Source organism: Billgrantia kenyensis (assembly GCF_013697085.1).
Taxonomy (GTDB): domain Bacteria; phylum Pseudomonadota; class Gammaproteobacteria; order Pseudomonadales; family Halomonadaceae; genus Halomonas; species Halomonas kenyensis.
This window is the reverse complement of the sequence record NZ_JACEFT010000035.1, coordinates 13,322-32,460: the sequence shown is the minus strand read 5'-3', so window position 1 is coordinate 32,460 and position 19,139 is coordinate 13,322. Positions and strand designations below refer to the sequence as shown.

19 protein-coding genes and 1 riboswitch are annotated in these 19,139 nt (G+C 64.7%); of the genes, 3 read left to right on the top strand and 16 right to left on the bottom strand.

Annotated features, from left to right (window positions below):
• The first annotated feature begins 139 nt into the window (after positions 1 to 139).
• On the top strand, positions 140 to 847 hold the full coding sequence (gfa, locus tag H1D44_RS18495) for an S-(hydroxymethyl)glutathione synthase (RefSeq protein WP_238984558.1): 708 nt from the start codon (positions 140 to 142) through the stop codon (positions 845 to 847).
• 87 nt (positions 848 to 934) lie between these two features.
• Here the strand turns inward: gfa and H1D44_RS18490 are convergent, their stop codons facing one another.
• The 6 genes from H1D44_RS18490 to H1D44_RS18465 all read right to left on the bottom strand — a co-directional run bounded on the left by H1D44_RS18490 (position 935) and on the right by H1D44_RS18465 (position 8,101).
• Positions 935 to 2,170: a D-amino acid dehydrogenase gene (locus H1D44_RS18490; protein WP_181516753.1), complete on the bottom strand. Its 1,236-nt coding sequence runs from the start codon at positions 2,168 to 2,170 to the stop codon at positions 935 to 937.
• Positions 2,171 to 2,321: 151 nt separating this feature from the next.
• Positions 2,322 to 2,419: riboswitch (glycine riboswitch) on the bottom strand.
• Between the two features lie 120 nt (positions 2,420 to 2,539).
• Complete coding sequence (locus H1D44_RS18485; protein ID WP_181516751.1) at positions 2,540 to 4,249, bottom strand: DEAD/DEAH box helicase family protein; 1,710 nt, start codon at positions 4,247 to 4,249, stop codon at positions 2,540 to 2,542.
• A gap of 181 nt (positions 4,250 to 4,430) precedes the next feature.
• The gene (locus H1D44_RS18480) at positions 4,431 to 5,930 is read right to left on the bottom strand and encodes an SLC13 family permease (RefSeq protein WP_181516749.1); all 1,500 of its coding nucleotides are present in this window, start codon (positions 5,928 to 5,930) and stop codon (positions 4,431 to 4,433) included.
• Between the two features lie 342 nt (positions 5,931 to 6,272).
• Complete coding sequence (locus tag H1D44_RS18475; protein WP_238984559.1) at positions 6,273 to 6,629, bottom strand: hypothetical protein; 357 nt, start codon at positions 6,627 to 6,629, stop codon at positions 6,273 to 6,275.
• Positions 6,630 to 6,681: 52 nt separating this feature from the next.
• Positions 6,682 to 6,972: a muconolactone Delta-isomerase gene (gene catC / locus H1D44_RS18470; RefSeq protein ID WP_181516747.1), complete on the bottom strand. Its 291-nt coding sequence runs from the start codon at positions 6,970 to 6,972 to the stop codon at positions 6,682 to 6,684.
• 10 nt (positions 6,973 to 6,982) lie between these two features.
• Complete coding sequence (locus tag H1D44_RS18465; RefSeq protein ID WP_181516745.1) at positions 6,983 to 8,101, bottom strand: muconate cycloisomerase family protein; 1,119 nt, start codon at positions 8,099 to 8,101, stop codon at positions 6,983 to 6,985.
• A gap of 102 nt (positions 8,102 to 8,203) precedes the next feature.
• On the opposite strand from H1D44_RS18465, the gene H1D44_RS18460 reads away from it, so the two are divergent.
• Positions 8,204 to 9,106 (top strand): LysR family transcriptional regulator, encoded by a 903-nt coding sequence (locus H1D44_RS18460; RefSeq protein ID WP_181516742.1) that lies wholly within the window; start codon positions 8,204 to 8,206, stop codon positions 9,104 to 9,106.
• A gap of 12 nt (positions 9,107 to 9,118) precedes the next feature.
• Here the strand turns inward: H1D44_RS18460 and H1D44_RS18455 are convergent, their stop codons facing one another.
• From H1D44_RS18455 to pobA, 6 genes are all read right to left on the bottom strand, one after another.
• Positions 9,119 to 9,691, bottom strand: coding sequence for a hypothetical protein (locus H1D44_RS18455; protein ID WP_181516741.1), 573 nt, complete (start codon positions 9,689 to 9,691; stop codon positions 9,119 to 9,121).
• A 36-nt stretch (positions 9,692 to 9,727) separates the two neighbouring features.
• The gene (locus H1D44_RS18450; protein WP_181516739.1) at positions 9,728 to 10,342 is read right to left on the bottom strand and encodes a class I SAM-dependent methyltransferase; all 615 of its coding nucleotides are present in this window, start codon (positions 10,340 to 10,342) and stop codon (positions 9,728 to 9,730) included.
• A 3-nt stretch (positions 10,343 to 10,345) separates the two neighbouring features.
• Entirely contained in the window at positions 10,346 to 11,101 is a 756-nt protein-coding gene (locus H1D44_RS18445) for an enoyl-CoA hydratase/isomerase family protein (RefSeq protein ID WP_181516737.1), read from the bottom strand.
• A gap of 90 nt (positions 11,102 to 11,191) precedes the next feature.
• Positions 11,192 to 12,502 carry a flavin monoamine oxidase family protein gene (locus tag H1D44_RS18440; protein WP_181516735.1) on the bottom strand — a complete coding sequence of 437 codons (1,311 nt, stop codon included), beginning with the start codon at positions 12,500 to 12,502 and terminating at the stop codon, positions 11,192 to 11,194.
• A 53-nt stretch (positions 12,503 to 12,555) separates the two neighbouring features.
• Complete coding sequence (locus H1D44_RS18435; RefSeq protein ID WP_181516733.1) at positions 12,556 to 12,930, bottom strand: cupin domain-containing protein; 375 nt, start codon at positions 12,928 to 12,930, stop codon at positions 12,556 to 12,558.
• A gap of 155 nt (positions 12,931 to 13,085) precedes the next feature.
• Positions 13,086 to 14,270: a 4-hydroxybenzoate 3-monooxygenase gene (pobA, locus tag H1D44_RS18430; RefSeq protein ID WP_181516731.1), complete on the bottom strand. Its 1,185-nt coding sequence runs from the start codon at positions 14,268 to 14,270 to the stop codon at positions 13,086 to 13,088.
• 139 nt (positions 14,271 to 14,409) lie between these two features.
• Here pobA and H1D44_RS18425 point away from each other — a divergent pair, with 139 nt between their 5' ends.
• A complete protein-coding gene (locus H1D44_RS18425; RefSeq protein WP_181516729.1) occupies positions 14,410 to 15,318 on the top strand; it encodes a helix-turn-helix domain-containing protein in 909 nt (302 codons plus the stop codon).
• Between the two features lie 52 nt (positions 15,319 to 15,370).
• Here H1D44_RS18425 and H1D44_RS18420 read toward each other — a convergent pair whose 3' ends face one another.
• From H1D44_RS18420 to H1D44_RS18405, 4 genes are all read right to left on the bottom strand, one after another.
• A complete protein-coding gene (locus H1D44_RS18420) occupies positions 15,371 to 16,657 on the bottom strand; it encodes a TRAP transporter large permease (protein ID WP_181516727.1) in 1,287 nt (428 codons plus the stop codon).
• On the bottom strand, positions 16,650 to 17,174 hold the full coding sequence (locus H1D44_RS18415) for a TRAP transporter small permease (RefSeq protein ID WP_181516725.1): 525 nt from the start codon (positions 17,172 to 17,174) through the stop codon (positions 16,650 to 16,652). The genes H1D44_RS18420 and H1D44_RS18415 overlap by 8 nt, the downstream gene beginning before the upstream one ends.
• 14 nt (positions 17,175 to 17,188) lie before the next feature.
• A complete protein-coding gene (locus tag H1D44_RS18410) occupies positions 17,189 to 18,223 on the bottom strand; it encodes a TRAP transporter substrate-binding protein (protein ID WP_181516723.1) in 1,035 nt (344 codons plus the stop codon).
• A gap of 232 nt (positions 18,224 to 18,455) precedes the next feature.
• Positions 18,456 to 19,130: an FCD domain-containing protein gene (locus tag H1D44_RS18405; protein ID WP_181516721.1), complete on the bottom strand. Its 675-nt coding sequence runs from the start codon at positions 19,128 to 19,130 to the stop codon at positions 18,456 to 18,458.
• Positions 19,131 to 19,139 lie beyond the last annotated feature (9 nt).

Below are 19,139 nucleotides of genomic sequence, written 5' to 3'. Positions count from 1 at the left end.
CACGACATGCCGTTCGAGCAGATCAACGAGGCGTTCGAGCTGCTGCACGCGGGCAAGAGCATCCGCACGGTACTGCATTATTGAACATCGCACACAAGAGCAACGAACGCGATACGCGTCCAAGGGACAAGGAGGCAGCATGAGCCTGATGGACATCATCCAGCGCTGGTTCGGCGGCAAGCCCGCCGCCGCAACACAGAGCACGCCCCGAACGCCGCCACCCGCGGCGAGCCCCCCCGACAAAACGACAACACAGGGGAGTCAACCCACCATGAGCCACCATAACGTTCACATCCATCCCGCCGTGGACGACGGCGTCAAGCGCGGCAGCGACAGCTTCACCGGCGGCAAGCTCCACTGCCACTGCGGCAGCGATCGGGTCGAGGTGACGATCGACGCCCAGTGCGCCCACAACCACGTCTGCGGCTGCACCAAGTGCTGGAAACCCGAGGGCGCCCTGTTCTCGATGGTGGCCGTGGTGCCCCGCGACAAGCTGAGGGTCAGCTCCCACGAGGAGAAGCTCAAGGTGGTCGACCCGGCCGCGGCCATCCAGCGCCATGCCTGCACCGGCTGCGGCGTGCACATGTACGGCCGCATCGAGAACACCGGCCACCCCTTCCACGGGCTGGACTTCATCCACACCGAGCTCTCCCACGACGAGGGCTGGGCCGGCCCCGAATTCGCCGCTTTCGTCTCGTCGATCATCGAGTCCGGCGCCGATCCGGAAAACATGGGCGCGGTACGCTCACGGCTACAGGAGCTCGGCCTGCCGCCCTACGACTGCCTCTCGCCGCCGCTGATGGACGCCATCGCCACGCATACCGCCAAGGCCAAGGGAGTGCTCTGACACGCCAGGTCGCTCGGAAAAGGATCCGGGCCGGCCAGTCTGGCGCAGGCCCGGAATGGCCCCCATTGCGGGAGCCAGAGTGAAAGGCTATCGAGCCAGGCCAGGCTGCGCCTGCTCCGAGCTGGCCAGGGTAACGGCGTCGGCCACCAGCTCGGCGGTGATCGCCGACAGGGTCCAGCCCAGGTGGCCGTGTCCGGTGTTGTAGAACACCCGGGGCTGCCGCCCTCTCCCCACCCGCGGCATCATGTCGGGGAGCATGGGGCGCAGGCCCGCCCAGGGCACCACCCGGCGCGTGCTGACCCCGGGGAAGCACTGCTCGACCCAGTCGACCAGCGGGCGAATGCGGTCGTGACGAATGTCGCGGTCGATGCCGTTGAACTCGGCGGTGCCGGCAACGCGAAAGCGATCCGCCCCCAGGCGGCTGGTGACCAGCTTGGCCTCGTCGTCCAGCAGGCTGACCATGGGGGCCGCCTGCCGCGAGTCGGGGTCGTCCAGGTGCACGGTGATCGAGTAGCCCTTGACCGGATAGACGTTGAGGCGGTCACCCAGCCGCGCCGCCAGGTGGCGGCTGGCGACCCCGGCGCACACCACCACGCCGTCGTAGCTCTCGTGTTCGAACTCGGTGATCACCTCAGCGCCCGCGGCGTCGGCCTGCACGTCGCGCACCTGCTCGCCGAAGCGCAGGGTCGCGCCGCGGCGCTCGGCGGCGGTGGCCAGGCCCTGGGTGAACTTGTGAATGTCGCCCGTGGCATCGCTCTCGGTGAAATAGCCACCGTAGTAGTCGCCGGCCAGGCTGGGCTCGATGGTGCGCATCTCCTCGGGGGTCACCGCACGGCGCTCGAGCCCGCCCCTGGCCAGCAGCCGGCTGACGCTGGCCGCATGCTCGAAGCTCGCCCGGTCGCGGTAGATATGCAGGATGCCGCGCTGTTCGAGGTCGAACTCGATGTCTTCGTCGCGGGCCCAGCGATAGAGGTAGTCGCGGGCGGCGATGGCCAGGCGCGCCGTCTCCGCGGTGTTGTCGGCATAGCGCGGAATGGCGGCGATGAACTCGGCGAACCAGCTCAGCTTGTGCCAGGTAGGCCTGGGGTTGACCAGCAGCGGGGCGTCGGGGCACAGCATCCAGCGCAGCCCCTTGAGTACAGTGGGCCAGTGAGTCCAGACTTCGGCATTGGAGGCCGAGAGCTGCCCGCCGTTGGCAAAGGAGGTTTCCATGGCGGCATAGCGGGAGCGTTCGTAGAGGGTGACGTCCAGGCCACGCTTGACCAGGGCATAGGCGGCGGTGACACCCGTGATGCCCCCTCCGATGACGGCGATACGTTGCATTGCATTTCTCCAGGCGCGTCAGATGGAACCCGCCGCCATCAGGCAGCGAGCACCCCATCCGTCATGGAACCTGAGAGATTCACGCGCGTAACGCCCGCTTGCTCCTTCGGTGTGCCGACAGGCGCTGTCGTCGGCCGCTCTTCGGAATCAGTGATGCGAAGCGGTCCGGTGGCCTGAGAGTTTCCGGGGCAGTTGCTCCTTCGGCGCCGGTGCCGCCATGGACGGACCGGACTCTCCCGCTGTCGCTGAGGTAGTAATGCCATTATTCGTCCGAAGAATCCATAGAAAAAGTATCAAGCAACGGCACACATCCCATCTGGTATCAGCGCTCATGGGTTTCTGCCAGCGAAGCCGATGCGTGAGGGATGGTTAGCCCTGGGGCACTCTCAACTCTGCAAACAGCGCCGCCAGCTCCGGCTCCTGTCGCTTGGCGCGCAGCAGCGCGGCGTCCTCCACCGTGAAGCGACCCGCGGTGGTTCTCAGGTAGACCCTGCCGCTGGCGCGGTCAGCGAAGCGGACCTCCGGTATCTTGGCGAGGCACTGCTTGAGGAAGATGCAGTTGGCGGCCACGGACAGGGAGTCGTCGGCAGGATAGACCTCCTCCGGGCAGGTGGCCGCAGTGTCGATCTTCTTGTAGCGGTCGAGGTTGACCAGGCCCAAGGGGTCCAGCACGTGCAGCACCTCGCGGGTGCCATGGGCAACGACCTCCGGCGGGGTGTGCCTGGGCACGCTGTTGTCGAGGAACACATACTTGAAGCGCGGCCGCGGGCTGTCCATCCACTTGAAGAACACCCTGGGCATGCCGTCGTAGGCCTCCACGCAGTGCCCCAGGAAGTCCGACACCGCCTTGTAGCGTCCGCGCTCCAGCCCGCGCAGCCAGCCCCGCTCCACCGTGGCCTCCGGTGGGGTGATGACGAAGTACATGTGCATGGTGGAGACGTACTTGGCATAGGTGCCATCCAGCAGTCGCGGCACCGTATCGGAGGAGAAGCTGTCGAAGCGAAAGCGGTCGATCAGCAGGTTGGGAATGGTGCGGTCCCGCTGCGCCTTGTCGCGGATGTAGCGGTCCAGCTTGGCGTCGATCAGCTTGACCTCCTTGCCCGCCAGGCGACCGGCGTACTTGTAGGCCTCACCCAGGGTCTCGTAGTCGAGCAGCAGGCGGCGCCAGATATCGGGCGTAATGGTGCCGTACTGCTCCGGCGGAATGCCCAGGTCCTCCAGCGTATGTCTCAGCAGATGACGCAGGGAGCTCTTACCCGCCGCCGAGGCGCCCTTCAGGCTGATCAAAATCGGCTCGGCAGCAAGCGGAACCCTGCCGTAGCCCTCCTGCTCGATGGCCCGTTCGACGTGCGGCGTCAGCAGGTTGCCGATCTCACGGCTGCCATAGTCGTTGCAGGCGTGACGGGAGATCAGCCGCGTCAGCACCTCTCGATCCACCCCGATATGGCCCTGGACAGACGCAATCGAGCTCATGACACGGTAGGCGCTCTTGTAGATGGCCTGCTCGAGTTCGTCCTGGGCGGCCAGCCCCCGCTGCTTGACGCCCTGGATGGCGTCATGGTGGCGCTCCTCCAGGGTGCGCCTATCCACCTGCCGCTGTGGGGCCGGGCCCCTGCCCAGCCAGCGCGCCAGCAGCGAGACAGGCTCGGGCTCGACCGCCTCCAGCTCGGCAGTAAAAGCCTTTTCCAGGACCTCCCCCACCCTGGCCTGGATCGTCATGTAGAGCTCGTCGAAAGCCTGGCGCAACGCCGGCATGTGGGGCAGCAGGTAGCCGCTGAGGATCTGCAGGGTGATGCGGCGGAAGTTGCGCCCCAACACCTCCTCCTCTTCCCCCTCGGCCACTCGGATATCGGCGGTCACCCGCACGATCAGCTCGTGCAGTACCAGACGCTCGGCGCGAAACGCCACCAGCTCCTCCTCTTCGAGGCCGGTGAGGGCTCTCAGCTCGGGGATCTCGCTCAGGCGGGTAGAGACGTTCTCAGCACGATGAATGGTTTCCAGGGCCTGGTAGTGCCTGGGCAGGTCGGCCTCGAGGCCGGGATTCCACGCCGAGTATTGGGGAACCACTGAATCAGACATGGGAGCCACGCTCGTGCTGCGATTGCCGGCCGATGTTCGGCACTCATACCTCGACATTGGCCGAATTCGCCAAGGTGGGCAACTTCCAGCAGTCGGATACAGCAAGACATACCCCATCGTCCGCTACCTGGTAAGTAGCGGACGACAGTGCTCGGCCAGCCATGCCGACCCAAAGCGCGACTTATAACCCGACCCCAAATACCAGCGGGGTGATGGTATAGAGCGCTGCCACGACCACCAACAAGCCGATCAGGTTCATCCAGATTCCGGCGCGGATCATGTGGCCGATCGGTAGGTCGCCCGTGGCAAAGGCCACCGCGTTGGAGGGCGTGGCCACCGGCAGCATAAAGGCGCAGCTGACGGCGAAGGTGACCACGATGGTCATCAATAGCGGATCGATGCCGAGCCCCGTGGCGATGGCTCCCATGATCGGGAAGAAGGCGGCAGCCGTGGCGGTGTTGCTGGTCAGCTCAGTAAGCAGGATGATGACTAGGGCGGTGACCACCAGCACCAGCAGTGGCGGCAACCCCGCCAGACCCGAGACGCTCTCGCCGATCCAGGCACTCAGCCCGGTGGCGGTGAACTGAGCCGAGAGGGTCAGGCCACCGCCGAACAGGATCAACACACCCCACGGCACTTCACGGGTCGCTGACCACTCCAGCAGAGCCCCCTGCCCGCGTGATGCGGGAATGACGAACATCAGGATAGCCGCCAGAATCGCGACGCTGGTGTCGTTTATATTGGTCAGCCAGGGCAAAGTCGTGGCAATGGCTGGCACCCGCGCCAACAGCGGCAGAAACACCCAGCAGAACACCGCTCCGGCGAAGACCATCAACACCCGACGCTCCTCGGGCGTCAGACGCCCCATCGCGTTGAGCTCCGACTCGATCATCGCCCGGCCACCCTGGATGTCCCTCACCTCGGCACGGAACACCAGCTTGTTAAGCACCCACCAGGCCAGCAGCAGCATGGCGAAGGAGAATGGCAGGCCCATCAACATCCAGTGTCCGAAGCCGATGACGATACCGTGGGAATCCTCCAGGTAGGCACGCATCAGCGCCATGGGTGGCTGGCCGATCAGGGTCGCCATGGAGCCAATGGTGATCGCATAGGCGATGCCGACCAGCACCGCTGCGGAGAACTTGGGTGTCGCCTCGCCATTGCCCAGCGACTTCACCAACGCGATGATGGAACCGCCAATGGGCATCATGATCACTGCCGTGGCAGTGTTGCTGACCCACATGGTGATGAACCAACTAGCCGCCATCAGGCCAAAAACGATCTGGGCTGGCCGCGTGCCGACAAGAAGCACCGTCATCAGCGCGAAGCGCCGGTGCAGATTCCAACGCTGGGTTGCCAGACCCAGCAGCACACCCCCCAGTACCAGAAAGACGATGGAGTGCGCATAGGGTGAGGCTGCTGCCCCTACGGTAGCGATACCGAAGAAGGGAAAGAGTACCAGCGGTAGCAGCGAGGTTACGGGAATCGGTATCGCCTCGGTCATCCACCATACCGCCATCAGCATGGCGATTCCCGCCACAATGCGGGCATCGAGGTCGAGACTATTGGGCAAAAGCGTGTAGGTGGCCAGGGCGATCAGCGTGCCTGCGACTAGGGAAAGAGGCTTGAAGTCGGTGACGGTAGTGTCAGCAGGCGACGCGCTAATTTCGGCTGAATTCATGTTGGGCTCCTGGTTATGGGGCTTGCACACACCCACCAAAGGTCATGGGGGGCGTAGGCGGCAAGCGTGCTGCCGCAGGAACTGGCTGCTCCCTACCGCGGCAATTCATGGTCTGTATTGGTGGCAATACGCCGCCCTGGCTCCGCCTAGGCTGGTACAGGATCTGAGGCCTCCCCGAACGACCAAGCTGGAGCCAACAGGCTCATCCCGGAGAGAGCCGCCAGCAAGGCAGCAGCTCTTCACTGTGCTTTTCAGGGTCGAAACTCTCCCTTGCCCTCCAGCGGATGCCGGCGGGGAGAGTGCTTCATATCGTCTGGTGTCTTGCGAAAAAAGCGTCGTCGATCAGGCCTCGACGGACTCGCGCTTGGCCGGTGCCGCCCTGTCTTCCAGCGCCCGCGGGCGCTTGTGGCGGCTCTGTTGCTCGGGGTCGGCGGTGGGCGCCAACTCGACATCGAACACCACCTCGGTGAAGGGCGCTTCGAGCCCATGCTTGGCGGCCTCGGCGGCTTCTTCGATGCGGGTGGCGTCGACCACCAGCTCTTCACGGGTGGCGAAGGCGAAGTCGTCCCAGGTGTACTCGTCGGAGAGCAGACGATGCAGGATCTGCTTGCCGCGGTGGCTGCCGCCCTGCTGGTCGAAGCCAGCCACGGCCTTGAGAAAGTTCTGCACGTCGGGGGTGTCATGGATCTTCACGGTCATGGGTCTATCCTCGTTGTCGTTGGGTGCCCCGCGGGGCTGGCGTACTGCTCGATCAGCTGTCATCGTCGCGTATGGATGACGGATGGCGGCACAGCGGCTTGACGCTGATCTCCATCCACGGGAAGAGCGGCAGGCCCGCGACCAGCTCCTGCAACTCGGCGTTGTCGCGCACGTCGAAAATGCTGACGTTGGCGTAGCTACCGGCGACCCGCCATAAATGGCGCCACTTGCCCTGACGCTGCAGCTCCTGGGCGTACTCCTTCTCGCGCGCCTTGATCGCGGCAGCCTCGTCGGTCGGCATCGCTGGCGGCAGCTTGACGGTCATTTCCACTTGGAAAAGCATGCGTTTCTCCTCAACGGCGGACGTAATGCGCCAGTTTGTCTTCATCCAGGGTGACTCCGAGCCCCGGGCCTTGCGGCAGCTCGACGCCGAATTCGCCGTAGGCCAGCGGCTCGGCAACGATGTCGTCCTTGAGCAGCAGCGGGCCGAACATTTCGCTGCCCCAGCCCAGCTCGGGCAGCGTGGCCCAGGCATGCAGCGAGGCAGCGGTGCCGATGCTGCTCTCCAGCAGGGTGCCGCCGTAGAGCCCGATACCCGACGCCTGGGCCACCTCGGCCAGCGCCAGGGCGCCGCGCGGGCCGCCGGCCTTGGCGATCTTCAGCGCATAGGCACCGCTGAAACCGGCCGCAGCCAGGGCGAAGCCATCGCGGGCGTCGGCCACCGCCTCGTCGGCCAGCATCGGCACCTCGAAGCGCTTGGCCAGGCGCACCAGGCCGGCATGTTCGCGGGCGGAGATCGGCTGCTCGATCAGCTCGATGCCGGCGGCCTGCAGCGCGGCGATGCCTCGCACGGCGGTGCTTTCGTCCCAGGCCTGATTGATGTCGACGCGCACGCTGGCCCGCTCGCCCAGCGCCGCCTTGATCGCGGCTACGTGGCGCACGTCGTCGTCCACGGCATTGGCACCGATCTTGAGCTTGAAGTCGCAGTGGCGGCGCTGTTCCAGGCGCTGGAAGGCCTCGTCGATATCGCGGGCGGTATCGCCGCTGGCCAGGGTCCACAGCACCGGCAGGTGGTCGTGGCGTGCACCGCCGAGCAGCTCGGCCATGGGCAGGCCGAGGCGCTTGCCCTGGGCGTCGAGCAGCGCGGTCTCCAGCGCCGATTTGGCGATGGCGTTGCCGCGAACGTGGCGGTCGAGGCGGGCACGCAGGTCGGCAACGGCGCCCGCCGGCTGGCCGATCAGCAGCGGTGCCAGGTAGGTGTCGATATTGCGCTTGATGCTCTCGGGGCTCTCCGGGCCATAGGCGAGCCCGCCGATGGTGGTGCCCTCGCCCAGCCCCTCGACGCCGTCGGAGTCAAGCAGACGCACGATGACCAGCGTCTGGCAGGCCATGGTGGTCATGGAGAGCTTGTGGGGGCGGATGGTCGGCAGATCGACCAGCAGCGTTTCGATTGACTCGATGACAGGTGACATGCGCGCTCCGGCGGTTCGATGTTTCGATACCGTGGCAGTCTGATTGCCACGGCGCAGCCGAGCCAATATCGTTTAGGTCAGGGGCCATACCCTGGAGGTATCATGGAGTTGAGACATCTACGCTACTTCTGCATGGTCGCGGAGGAGCTCAATCTGACCCGAGCGGCCGCCAGGCTGCACATGGCACAGCCGCCTTTATCTCGCCAGATCAAGCAATTGGAGAACGAGATCGGCGCCAAGCTGTTCGAGCGCAGCGCCCGAGGGCTGCGCCTGACACCAGCGGGCCAGTTTTTCCATGAACATACCTTGCAGATACTGGAGAAGGTCGATACCACCGTTGCCGCAACTCAGCGCATGGCCCGCAGCAAGCGCGTGATATTCGGCATCGGCTTCGTGCCGTCGATGTTCTACGGACAGCTTCCGCTGCTGGTGCGGGAACTACGACAAAAGGATGACGTCGAGCTGGTGCTGGCCGAGTTGACCACGGTGCAGCAGGTGAAGGCACTCAAGAGCGGGCGCATCGATTTGGGCTTCGGGCGGTTGCGCATCGACGATCCCGACGTGGAGCAGCAGAATCTGTTCGACGAGCCGCTACTGGCGGCACTGCCCGAAGGCCACCCGCTGGCCGATACCAAGCCGACCCTGGACCAGCTCGCCGAGTACCCTCTGGTGCTGTTCCCGGCCCAGCCACGCCCGAGTTTTGCCGACACGACGCTGGGGCTGTTTCGCCGCCGCGGCCTCAAGATCAGCGTGGCCCATGAAGCCAACGAGCTGCAGACGGCGCTGGCACTGGTCGCCTCGGAGATCGGTATCACCCTGGTGCCGGAGCAAGTCAAGCGCGTGCAGCGCGACGGTATCGTCTACGTCTACCTCGCCGACCCGAACCTCACCTCTCCGGTGATCTGCAGCCGGCGCAGGGGCGAAGCGCCCTCGCCGGTCATGCAGGAAGCCAACGCCATCCTTGAGGTGCTGCTTGAGAACCGCCACAGCGGGCGCTATCCGTAGCGGGCCGGGGTGTCAGTTTTCACCACACTCGCCAAGCGTCAGGTAGTAGGCCTCTTGGGGGTCTTCGGCCTTGGTGAGGCGACACATCGTGAAGCCTTCGCAGGTAATGGAGTCGCGCTCAAAATCGGCACCACTGACGACGACCGTCGGCCTGGACGAGAACGGTCGGGGAAACTCGACCCACTCACGGGTTTCCCTCAACACGACATGCGAGCGAGCCACCTGCAGCCCGCTCTTGAAGCGATACCAATACCCGTCGTCGTTGGAACCGCTCTCCCGCGCCTCGCCCGCCAGGTCGAGTCCGAACACCTCATCCCTGACGGTCTCCCGCCGCCTGCTCCCGCCGGAGCCCGGCCCTGACTTGACCGAAATCGAGAACCCGAGCCCGGGCATGCGAATCTCGTTCGGCAAGTAGCCTTCATGCAATAGATAGGAGATGAGTGCCAGGCCCAGGAACGTTGCCATTCCCGGGCTCATGGCCAGTCTGGGCTCGTGCAGCACGTATTCAAGCAGTGCCCCAACAATCAGGAGCGCCGTCACGACCAGCATCGGATTGTCGGTGAGGGCCTTCCTGGCCTTGCGCATAACGCCTCCTTGCCACTCAATCCCTTGCAGTCTGGTTCAAGACCGACGTGCTGTCGTCACCACCGCCAGGCACGATGCCCGACCGCCGTTTCGCGACAGCACCGTGAACTCCTCCAGCCGCAGGCCGGCAGCATCGAGCTGGGCCTTGAAGGCGTCCTCATAGGTCACCCGGCCGAAGTCGATACTGGTGAGCCGCTTGAGCATGGGCTTGAGCCACTCCATCCCGCGGGAGGGCTGCAGCTGAATGGTCTGGGTGAAATAGAGCCGTCCCCTCGGGCGCAGCAACGCCGCGCAGTGGCGAAGCGCCCGCTCGGGCTCCGGCAGCAGCATCAGGCTGGCCGAGAAATAGGCCGCGTCGTAGGGCCCACCGTCGTGATCGTAGATGGATTCGAGGCGCACCTCGGCATGGGCGCAGAGCGACTCCTCCTCCAACCGGCGCCGGGCACGCTCGATGTAGTCGGCATCGATATCGATGCCGGTGATACGCAGCCCCTTGCGCCTCACCACCTCAGCGTTGGCCGCCAGCGCCCCGGCCGTGCCGATCCCGACGTCCAGCAACGTCGCCTCCTCGGGCAGCCGCTCGAGCACCGCGGCGTACCAACGGGACGTCAGTCTCAGGATCAGTGCATCGTAGATCAGGCTGCGCAGCATGGCTCAGCGGCCACGCTTGCGGGCAAAGAACGCCTCGATGGCGCCCTGGGCCTCCGGCGAGCCACAGCGCTCGAGCAACCGTCGCTCCTCCCTGGCAAAAGCACCTTCGACGGCCTCGTCCTCACCCTCACGCAGTAGCACCTTGATGGCGAGCAACGCCTCGGTAGGCTTGGCCACCAGTCGCTCGGCACAGTCGAGGGCCTGCATCAGCGCCTTGCCGTCAGGAGCGACGTCGGTGATCAACCCCAACTCATTGGCACGGGCCGCGGTGAACGGCTGGCCCAGCATCAGCATCGCCGTGGTGGCCTTGCTGCCGACCAGGCGCGGCAGCAGGTAAGTGGTGGCCCCCAGCGGCGTCAGGGCGAAGTTGACGAAAGGTAGGCAGAAGCGGGTCGAATGGCCGGCGTAGGCGAAGTCGCAGTGCAGAAGGATCGACGAGCCGAGCCCCAGCGCCAACCCTTCGGCGGCGGCCACCACGGGCTTGGGAAAGGCGCGCAGGCGGCGCAAGAAGGCGATGGCCGGCACGCTTTCGGCATCGCCCAGCGCCTTGTAGTCGTTCAGGTCGTTGCCGGCGGTGAAGCAGTTCTCGCTGCCGGTGATGACAAGCACCTTGACCTCGGCATCCGCCTCAGCGACATCGAGCGCTTCGATCAATCGCGTGTAGCTCGCTTCGTCCAGGATGTTGCGCCGCTCGGGACAGCTGATTCCGAGCAGCTCTATGCCGCCCTCTCGCCGTGTCGTGGTGATGTCGGTTGCCATGATCCCGTCTCCTTGAGGATGCGCGTTGATCACAGCATAAGGAAAAATTAATAAGTAAGCTAAGTTTTCGAGCCTCACCGGGCTCCCGTTTCACAGGGCTCGGATCAAGCGAGCTGCAGCGCTCTTGCCGGCACCCAACGCCCCCTCCATGTAGCCTGGAAACCGCTCGGCGATCTCCGAGCAGGCGAACTGCAGCTCTCCTTCTACCTGGCGCAGCCGTTCGACAGCATCCGGCAGTCCTCCGAAGCGAACATGCGCGTTGTATCCGCCGCCACACCAGGGATGCTGCACCCAGACGGCATCGGCGAAATCGAGGGGTTGGCCTGCCTCATCCCCACCGAAAATCCCGGCGAGCATCTCTATCGCATATGCACGCCGCTCGGCCCGCCCTGCCAGTGCCAGATCGCGCGCACGCTGCCCGCCGGTGAAGAGGGTCAAGCGCGCCGACTCCTCCCCTGGCTTGGTGGTATCCATCAGCGTCGTGCCCACTGGCTCGAGGCAAACGATTTCGCTGAGCGGCGCTTGTCTACCCCAACCGGATGGCTGACGCCAGAAAGCACGGCGATACACGAGAGTGGTCTTGACCATGGCACCGGGGACGAAACTCTCCAGGGCGGGGCGGAGCTCATCGGCCAACGGCTGGGGCAGTTCGATTTCACGAGCGGCCAGCGGCGGCACCGCCAGGATGACGCCAGCAGCACGATGGACGCCTCCTGGGGTGATGACACCGAAGCCACCTTTTTCGTCTTCTGCCACTCTCGTCACGGCCGTATCGTAACGAGGAGCGCGAGAAAGGCCTTCGGCAAGACAGGCAACGAGGGTGTCGAGCGAACCTGCTACCTGGTACTCACCGTCCTCTCGCTGCGAATCGTATCTTGCGAAAATTTCCAGTACCGCCTGGGCGCTGAGTTCGCTGGGTGCATGGCACAGCAGTTCGCAAAGCGAGCTCTGCATGAGAGCGAGCCCGTTGGGGTCACCCGTGACCTTGCGGATCAGCTCCGTGACGGTTCGATCCGGGCGGCCGCTGCGTAAACCCGCCGACGAGACCAGGCCGGGCCAGGCGTCACTCAGTTCGTTCAGCCAGGTATCTGCCTCGAAAAAGCCCCGTGAACCGAGCCCTGCCGTCTCCCCTTCCGCTCCGCCCGCCACCAGCTCCAGTCCGGCCTCATGTACCAGCTCGACGAGGGCCGACATGTCCCGGTTCAGGAACTGAGCCCCGTCTTCCATCGGGCGGCCATTCTCTCCCACTGACGAACGGACTCGCCCACCGGGAGTTTCCTGTGCCTCCAGCACCTGGCAGCTCAGCCCCGCGGCTTCCAGCTCACGTGCGGCGGAAAGCCCAGCCAATCCCGCTCCTACCACGATGACGTCTGCGGTGACTCCATCGCACTCAAGCCCCATGTCCCTATCCTTGATTACCCGTTTGCCGCCCTTTTCGGCGCCCGGCTGGTCAGTCAAACCCAGACGTCGTTCAAGGCAGTGCGCTCGCCTCCCGCATTACCGGTATTGAGAACCCCGCGCGGCTCGATCAGCATCACTTCCACTTCCTCCTCGGCATATGGCTTATGCTCCACTCCCTTGGGAACGACGAACATCTGACCCGCCGCCAGATGCACCGCACCGTCGCGAAAGTCGATGCGCAAATTGCCCTTGATGACGATAAAGGTTTCGTCGGTGTCAGGGTGGTCGTGCCAGACGAACTCTCCCTCGAGCTTCACGACCTTGAACTGGTAGTCGTTCATCTCTGCCACGACTCTTGGCGACCACTGCTCATCGACAAGGCTGAGCTTCTGGTTGATATCTATCGCTTTGTACGCCCTCGGCTCCATCGCTCCCCCCTCGTGGTTCGGTTACGCCGTTTCTTGGCGCTATTCGAAAAGTAGTCCATCGGGACGAGCGGTAATAGGCAAAGCCCCAAGTTCAGCGCCCAATGCCGATCAGGCTGCCTCGGATGAAGCTCTTGGAGCCTGGCACGAAAGAGGCGCTATTCGAGCGACTCGTAGGGCAGCCCGACGTAGTTCTCGGCGATGGTCTTGAGGCCGGCCTCCGAAGACGTGAGGTAGTCCAGTTCGGCCTGCTGCATGCGGGTCTCGAAGTCCTCCTCGTCGGAGAACTTGTGCAGCAGCGAGGTCATCCACCAGGAGAAACGCTCGGCCTTCCAGATACGCTTCAGGCAGGTCTGCGAATAGTTGGGGATCAGGTCGGTGCGGCCCTCCTGGTACACCTTCACCATCAGCCGGTAGAGCGTGTTGACGTCGCTGGCGGCGAGATTGAGCCCCTTGGCGCCTGTGGGGGGCACGATGTGGGCGGCGTCACCCACCAGGAACAGCCTGCCGTACTGCATGGGCTCGACCACGAAGCTGCGCAGCGGTGCGATGCTCTTCTCCAACGCAGGCCCGGTAACCAGCTTGGCTGCCACCTCCTCGGGCAAGCGCCGCTTGAGCTCCTCCCAGAAGCGCTCGTCGGACCAGTCCTCGACCTTCTCGTCGAGGGGCACCTGCACGTAGTAGCGGCTGCGGGTCGGCGAGCGCATGCTGCACAGGGCGAAGCCGCGCTCGTGGCGGGCGTAGATCAGCTCGTCGGAGACCGGTGGCGTATCGGCCAGCAGGCCCAGCCAGCCGAACGGGTAGATCTTCTCGAACTCCTTGATGCGATCCTTGGGAATCGACTGACGCGACACGCCGTGGAAGCCGTCGCAGCCGGCCACGTAGTCGCAGTCGAGACGTACGGTCTCGCCGTTCTTCTCGAAGGTGACGTAGGGAGCATCGCTTTCGAGGTCGTGCGGCTGCACGTTATCGGCCTCATAGATCGTCGTGCCGCCGCTGGCCTCGCGGGCTTCCATCAGGTCGCAGGTCACTTCCGTCTGGCCGTAGACCATCACCGTCTTGCCGCCGGTCAGCCCGGCAAGATCGATGCGTACGCGGCGGTTGTCAAAGGCCAGCTCGACGCCGTCGTGAGGCAGGCCCTCCGCGTTCATGCGTGCATCGACGTCCGCTTCGCGCAGCAGGTCGACCATGCCCTGCTCCAGCACGCCGGCGCGAATGCGGCTGAGCACATACTCGCCGCTCTTGCGTTCGAGGATCACGTTGTCGATGCCTTGGCGGCTCAGCAGCTGGCCGAGCAGCAGCCCGGAGGGGCCGGCACCGATGATGGCTACCTGGGTCTTCATGAAAAAAGCCTCGTTATTGTCAGGGGCGACACATGAGTTGCATTTTTCAATGAAATGGCGCGGCTATTAAGGCAAGATAAAGATCAATAATTGGACTTTTCGCACATTCTTTATCGACTTTAGTCGTGCAGGTAATCCCATGTCGAACTCACCCCAGGCCTCGGTGCCCGTATTCAAGCTCTACGGCGAAACCCACCCCTGGCCGACGCCCGACCTGCTGCACTGCGAATCGATCCCCGAGCGCAGCCGGCTGCACGATTGGCACATCCGCCCCCACCGGCATGCCGATCTGGTGCACGTGCTGCACATCGCCAGCGGTCGGGTCGAGCTGGAGCTGGAGGGCACCCAGCACGCCCTGCAGGGGCCGCTGGCCATCGTGGTGCCGGCCATGAGCATTCACGGCTTTCGCTTCTCACAGGATATCGAAGGCCATATCGTCACCCTGGCCCAGCCGCTGGCCGAACAGCTCGGCCAGCAGCTCGAGGAGCAGGCCAAGGCACTCCGCCAGGCCAACTATTTCCCGCTGGAACCGACGGCTCAGGCAGACCGCCTGGCCACGCTGGTAGCGCAGATCGATGCCGAGTACCGCCGGCCCGCACCGGGCCGCGACCGCATGCTCGGTGCCCTGGTACAGGCGTTGTGCGTGGAGCTCGCTCGCCTGGCCGAGCCACATGGCCCCGCCACCGCGGAGCCGCGGAGCCGCGACCGGGGCCATGAGCACCTCGCCCAGTACCAGACACTGATCGAGGCGCAGTACCGTCATCAGCCCAGCGTCGAGCAGTTTGCCGAGTGGCTCGGCATGAGCAGCGCTCACCTCAACGCCTTGTGCCGCCGCCTGGCGAATCGCAGTGCGCTGCAGCTGCTCCACGAGCGCCTGCTGCTGGAGGCCAAGCGTCAGCTCACCTACACCAACATGACCATCAGCCAGATCGCCGACAGCCTCGGCTTCTCCGAACCGGCCTACTTCACCCGCTTCTTCAAGCGCAATACCGGGCTCTCGCCGCGGGACTTCCGCCTGCGCCAGCACACCGAAGCCTCACCTGAATAAAAAAGCCCCGGTCAGCCAGGCTGAACCGGGGCAAGAGATCAGAGAGGCGAGGCTAGAGCATCCATAGCGACAGCACCGGGAAGGCGATCAACAGCGCCAGACGCAGGAGGTCGGCGACGATGAAGGGCGTCACGCCGCGGTAGATCTCACCCAGCCCCACATGGGGCGCCATCGCCTTGATCACGAACACGTTCATGCCCACCGGTGGCGTTACCAGCCCCAGCTCCACCGTCAGCACGGTGAGAATGCCGAACCACACCGGATCGATGCCGAGCATGGTGATGATCGGGAACACCACCGGCACCGTGATTACCAGCATGGCGATGGAGTCCATGAACATGCCGAGCACGAAGTAGAGCAGCAGGATCAGCAGCAGAATGACGATGGTCGGCACGTCCAACCCGCCGAGGAAGGTACTGATGGTAAAGGAGATCCGCGATACCGAGATGAAGTAGCCCAGCGTCTCGGCCCCCACCAGCATGAAGAACACCACCGCCGAGAGCGCCAGGGTCTCCCGCACACTCTGCCACAGCCCGGCCAGGCGCATGCCCTTGTAGAAGGCATAGAGCAGGGTGGCAAAGGCACCCACGCTGGCTCCCTCGGTGGGCGTGAACATGCCTTGGTAGATGCCGGCAATGATGATCACGAACACGGCGAAGAACGGCAGCAGGCCGGAGATCGAGCGCAGCTTCTCGCTCAGCGAGGTCCGCTCACCGGGTACCGCCATGTCGGGCCAGAGGCGCATCACCACGCTGACCGTCAGGGCGTAGAACACCAGCCCCATCAGGCCCGGGATGATCCCCGCGGCGAACATGTCGCCGACGGACTGCTCGGTGATCACGGCATAGATCAGCAGCGCGATGCTGGGCGGGATCATGATGCCCAGGGTGCCGCCGGCGGCCAGCGTGCCGGTGGCCAGCGAGCGCTTGTAGCCGTGCTTCTCCATCTCGGGAAGAGCCACCCGGGTCATGGTGCTGGCGGTGGCCAGCGACGAGCCGGAGATGGCCGAGAAGACCCCGCAGGAGCCCACCGTGGCAATCGCCATCCCGCCCTTCCAGCCGCCGCAGATGGTGCGCGTCGAATTGAACAGCATGCCCGCCATGCCGGAGTGGGCGGCCAGCACCCCCATGAAGATGAACATGGGGATGGCACTGAAGCTGTAGCTGGAGAGCACGTCCACCGGCACCGACTTGACCATGGAGAGTGCCGCGCCCCAGGAGATCACCTGGGCGAACCCCACCACGCCGACGATCAGCATCGCCAGCGCCACCGGCACCCGCAGAATCAGCAATACCAGCAGGCCAATCAGGCCGATGCCACCGATCATCTCGCTACTCATGATGGACACCTCCCCCTTCGGTGGCGAAGAAGGCACCCAAGACGCCATGCAACAGGCTGCGCAGCGCCAGCAGCGCACACAGCACGGCGCCGAACTGGTAGATCGGTCCCATGGGAATCCTCAGGTCCTGGGTCACCTGGCCGCGCTGAGCGGCAATGCCAGCCTCCTGCCACAGGCCAACTGCCATCACCGCTCCCAGCACCACGAAGCCAAACAGGAAGAGGCCACCCAGGCGTTCCTTGATCAGCGGAGAGAGGCCGTGGGAGAAGGCCTCTACCACCACCTGGCTGCGCTCCACGCTGGCGGCCATGGCCGCTAGCAGAGAGAACATCAGCAGGTAACGCACCAGCTCCACGCTACCGGTCACGCTCCAGTTGAGCGCCCCACCGGAGAGGCGAAACACCATGCGCAGCAGCACGTCGAGGATGGTCACGCTCATGAGTGCGAGCAGTGCCAGCCCCGCCACCAGCAGACAGAGGCGTGCCAGTTGTCGACTTGCGAACAACAAGAATTGCATCACAGGCTCCCGGCTCAGCTCTGCTCGACCGAGCAGGCCTCGCGCGCCGCCATGGCGGCTTCGTAGACCTCACGAGCATTGTCCAGGCCGCGGCCTTCGAGCTCGCTCAGGTAGTTCTCGATACCCGCCTGAAGCGGACCGGCCCAGTCGTCGTGCTCGAGCGGATTGTCGATCACGCGGATGGTGTGCCCGGCTTCCTCGGCTTCCTGCTTGCCCGCCTCGTCCAGACCATCGAACACGCCGCCGGCCACTTCGCTCCACTGCATGCCCATGTTGGCCTCGATGGCCGCCTGCTGCTCGTCGCTCAGGCTGTCGAAGCTACGCTGGTTCATGGTGGCGACGAAGATCAGCGAGTAGAACGGCACCTGGGTGTGGTAGTTGGCCAACTCGTTGAGGCGGAAGACCTTCATGCCCTCCCAGGGGAAGCTCAGGCCGTCGATCACGCCGCGCTGCAGCGAGGTATAGATGTCCGGCGCCGGCATGCCGACCGGCTGGGCGCCAAGCTGCTCAAGCATCTCGCCGGCCACGGCGGTGGGGCGGCGGATACGCAGGCCGGAAAGGTCGGCAGGGGACTGGATGTCGTTGTCCACGGTGTGCAGGTAACCCGGCCCCGTGGTGAACATGAACAGCACCTTGGTGTCGTCGTACTCGCTGGCGATATGGCCGTCGTCGTAGAGGGTCTGCAGGATGCAGGCGCCCTGGCTGGCGGTATCGGAAACCCCCGGCAGCTCGACGATCTGCGACAGCGGGAAGCGGCCCGCGGTGTAGCCCTGGGCGGTAATGGCGATGTCGGAAATGCCGTTGACCGCACCCTGGTAGGCCTGGTCGGCGCGGGTCAAGGTCTGGGACGGATAGTTCTCGATCGTAAGCTCGCCCCCGGAAGTTTCCTGCACGGCATCGGCCCAGGCCTGGAAGATCTCCTGATTGATGCCGGAACCGTCCGGCCAGAAATGCGACATGCGCAGGGTGGTGGAAGCCTGGGCCGCGGAAGCGGCAGTGAGCCCGGCAATGGAAGCCGCCAGCAGACAGCGGGTCAGGACACGATTCATGGGGTGCCTCCAGGGGTCGTTGTAGTCGATTTCAGCGTTTTGTTCGCAACACGAACACACGTTCGGCTTATCGACTAAGCTACCCCACCGCTGCCCCTACCGATAATCGACATTAGTCTATGCCGCTTGGATTTTTCGTTGCCTCTGAGGCGCAAACAGCGCCTCTCTTCTTATTTATAAGGACTATCGATAATTTTTATTGGACTTTTGGCATCTCGAACCAGCCGGCGATTTACCCCAGCCCCCATAGCTCGCCGTAGCGCAGGCCAATGAAGGCGTGCTCGCGCATCAGCATTTCGGCGCGGGCACCCTCGCCGTGGCGCAGCGCCTGGAACACTAGCTCGTGCTGGGTCTGGGCCAGCTGCAGCTTGCGGTACTCGCGGTCGAGCGCCTCGCTGTCGATGACGATGGAGTCTGCGGCGGCAAACGGCAGATGATTGTTGCGCGCGATGGCATCGCCGATCACCGGGCTGCCGGCCGAGCCGACGATGGTCTCGTGGAAGCGCCGATTGAGCTCGCTCCAGACGTCGACGTCGCGTTCCTCCAGATAACCCTTGGCCAGCAGTTCCCGCCCCTTTTGGATCCAAACCGTCAGCTCCTCGGCCAGCGCCGGGCTCAGCCCCTGCTCCGCCAGGCGGCGCGCCGCCAGCCCCTCCAGCACCCCGCGCACCTCCACCGCGCAAAGCACATCCGCCTCGGTGAACTCCCGCACCATGAAGCCGCGCTTGCCGGCCCGCTGCAGCAGCCCCTCCTGCTCCAGGGTGCGGAAGGCCAGGCGCACCGGGGTGCGCGAGACCCCCAGTTGCTCCGCCACCGCCACCTCGCCGATACGTTCACCCGGCGGATAGAAGCCCTCACCGATCAGCTTGCGCAACCGGCTCACCACGCTCTTGTCGCTGTCGCTCACTCGATCACC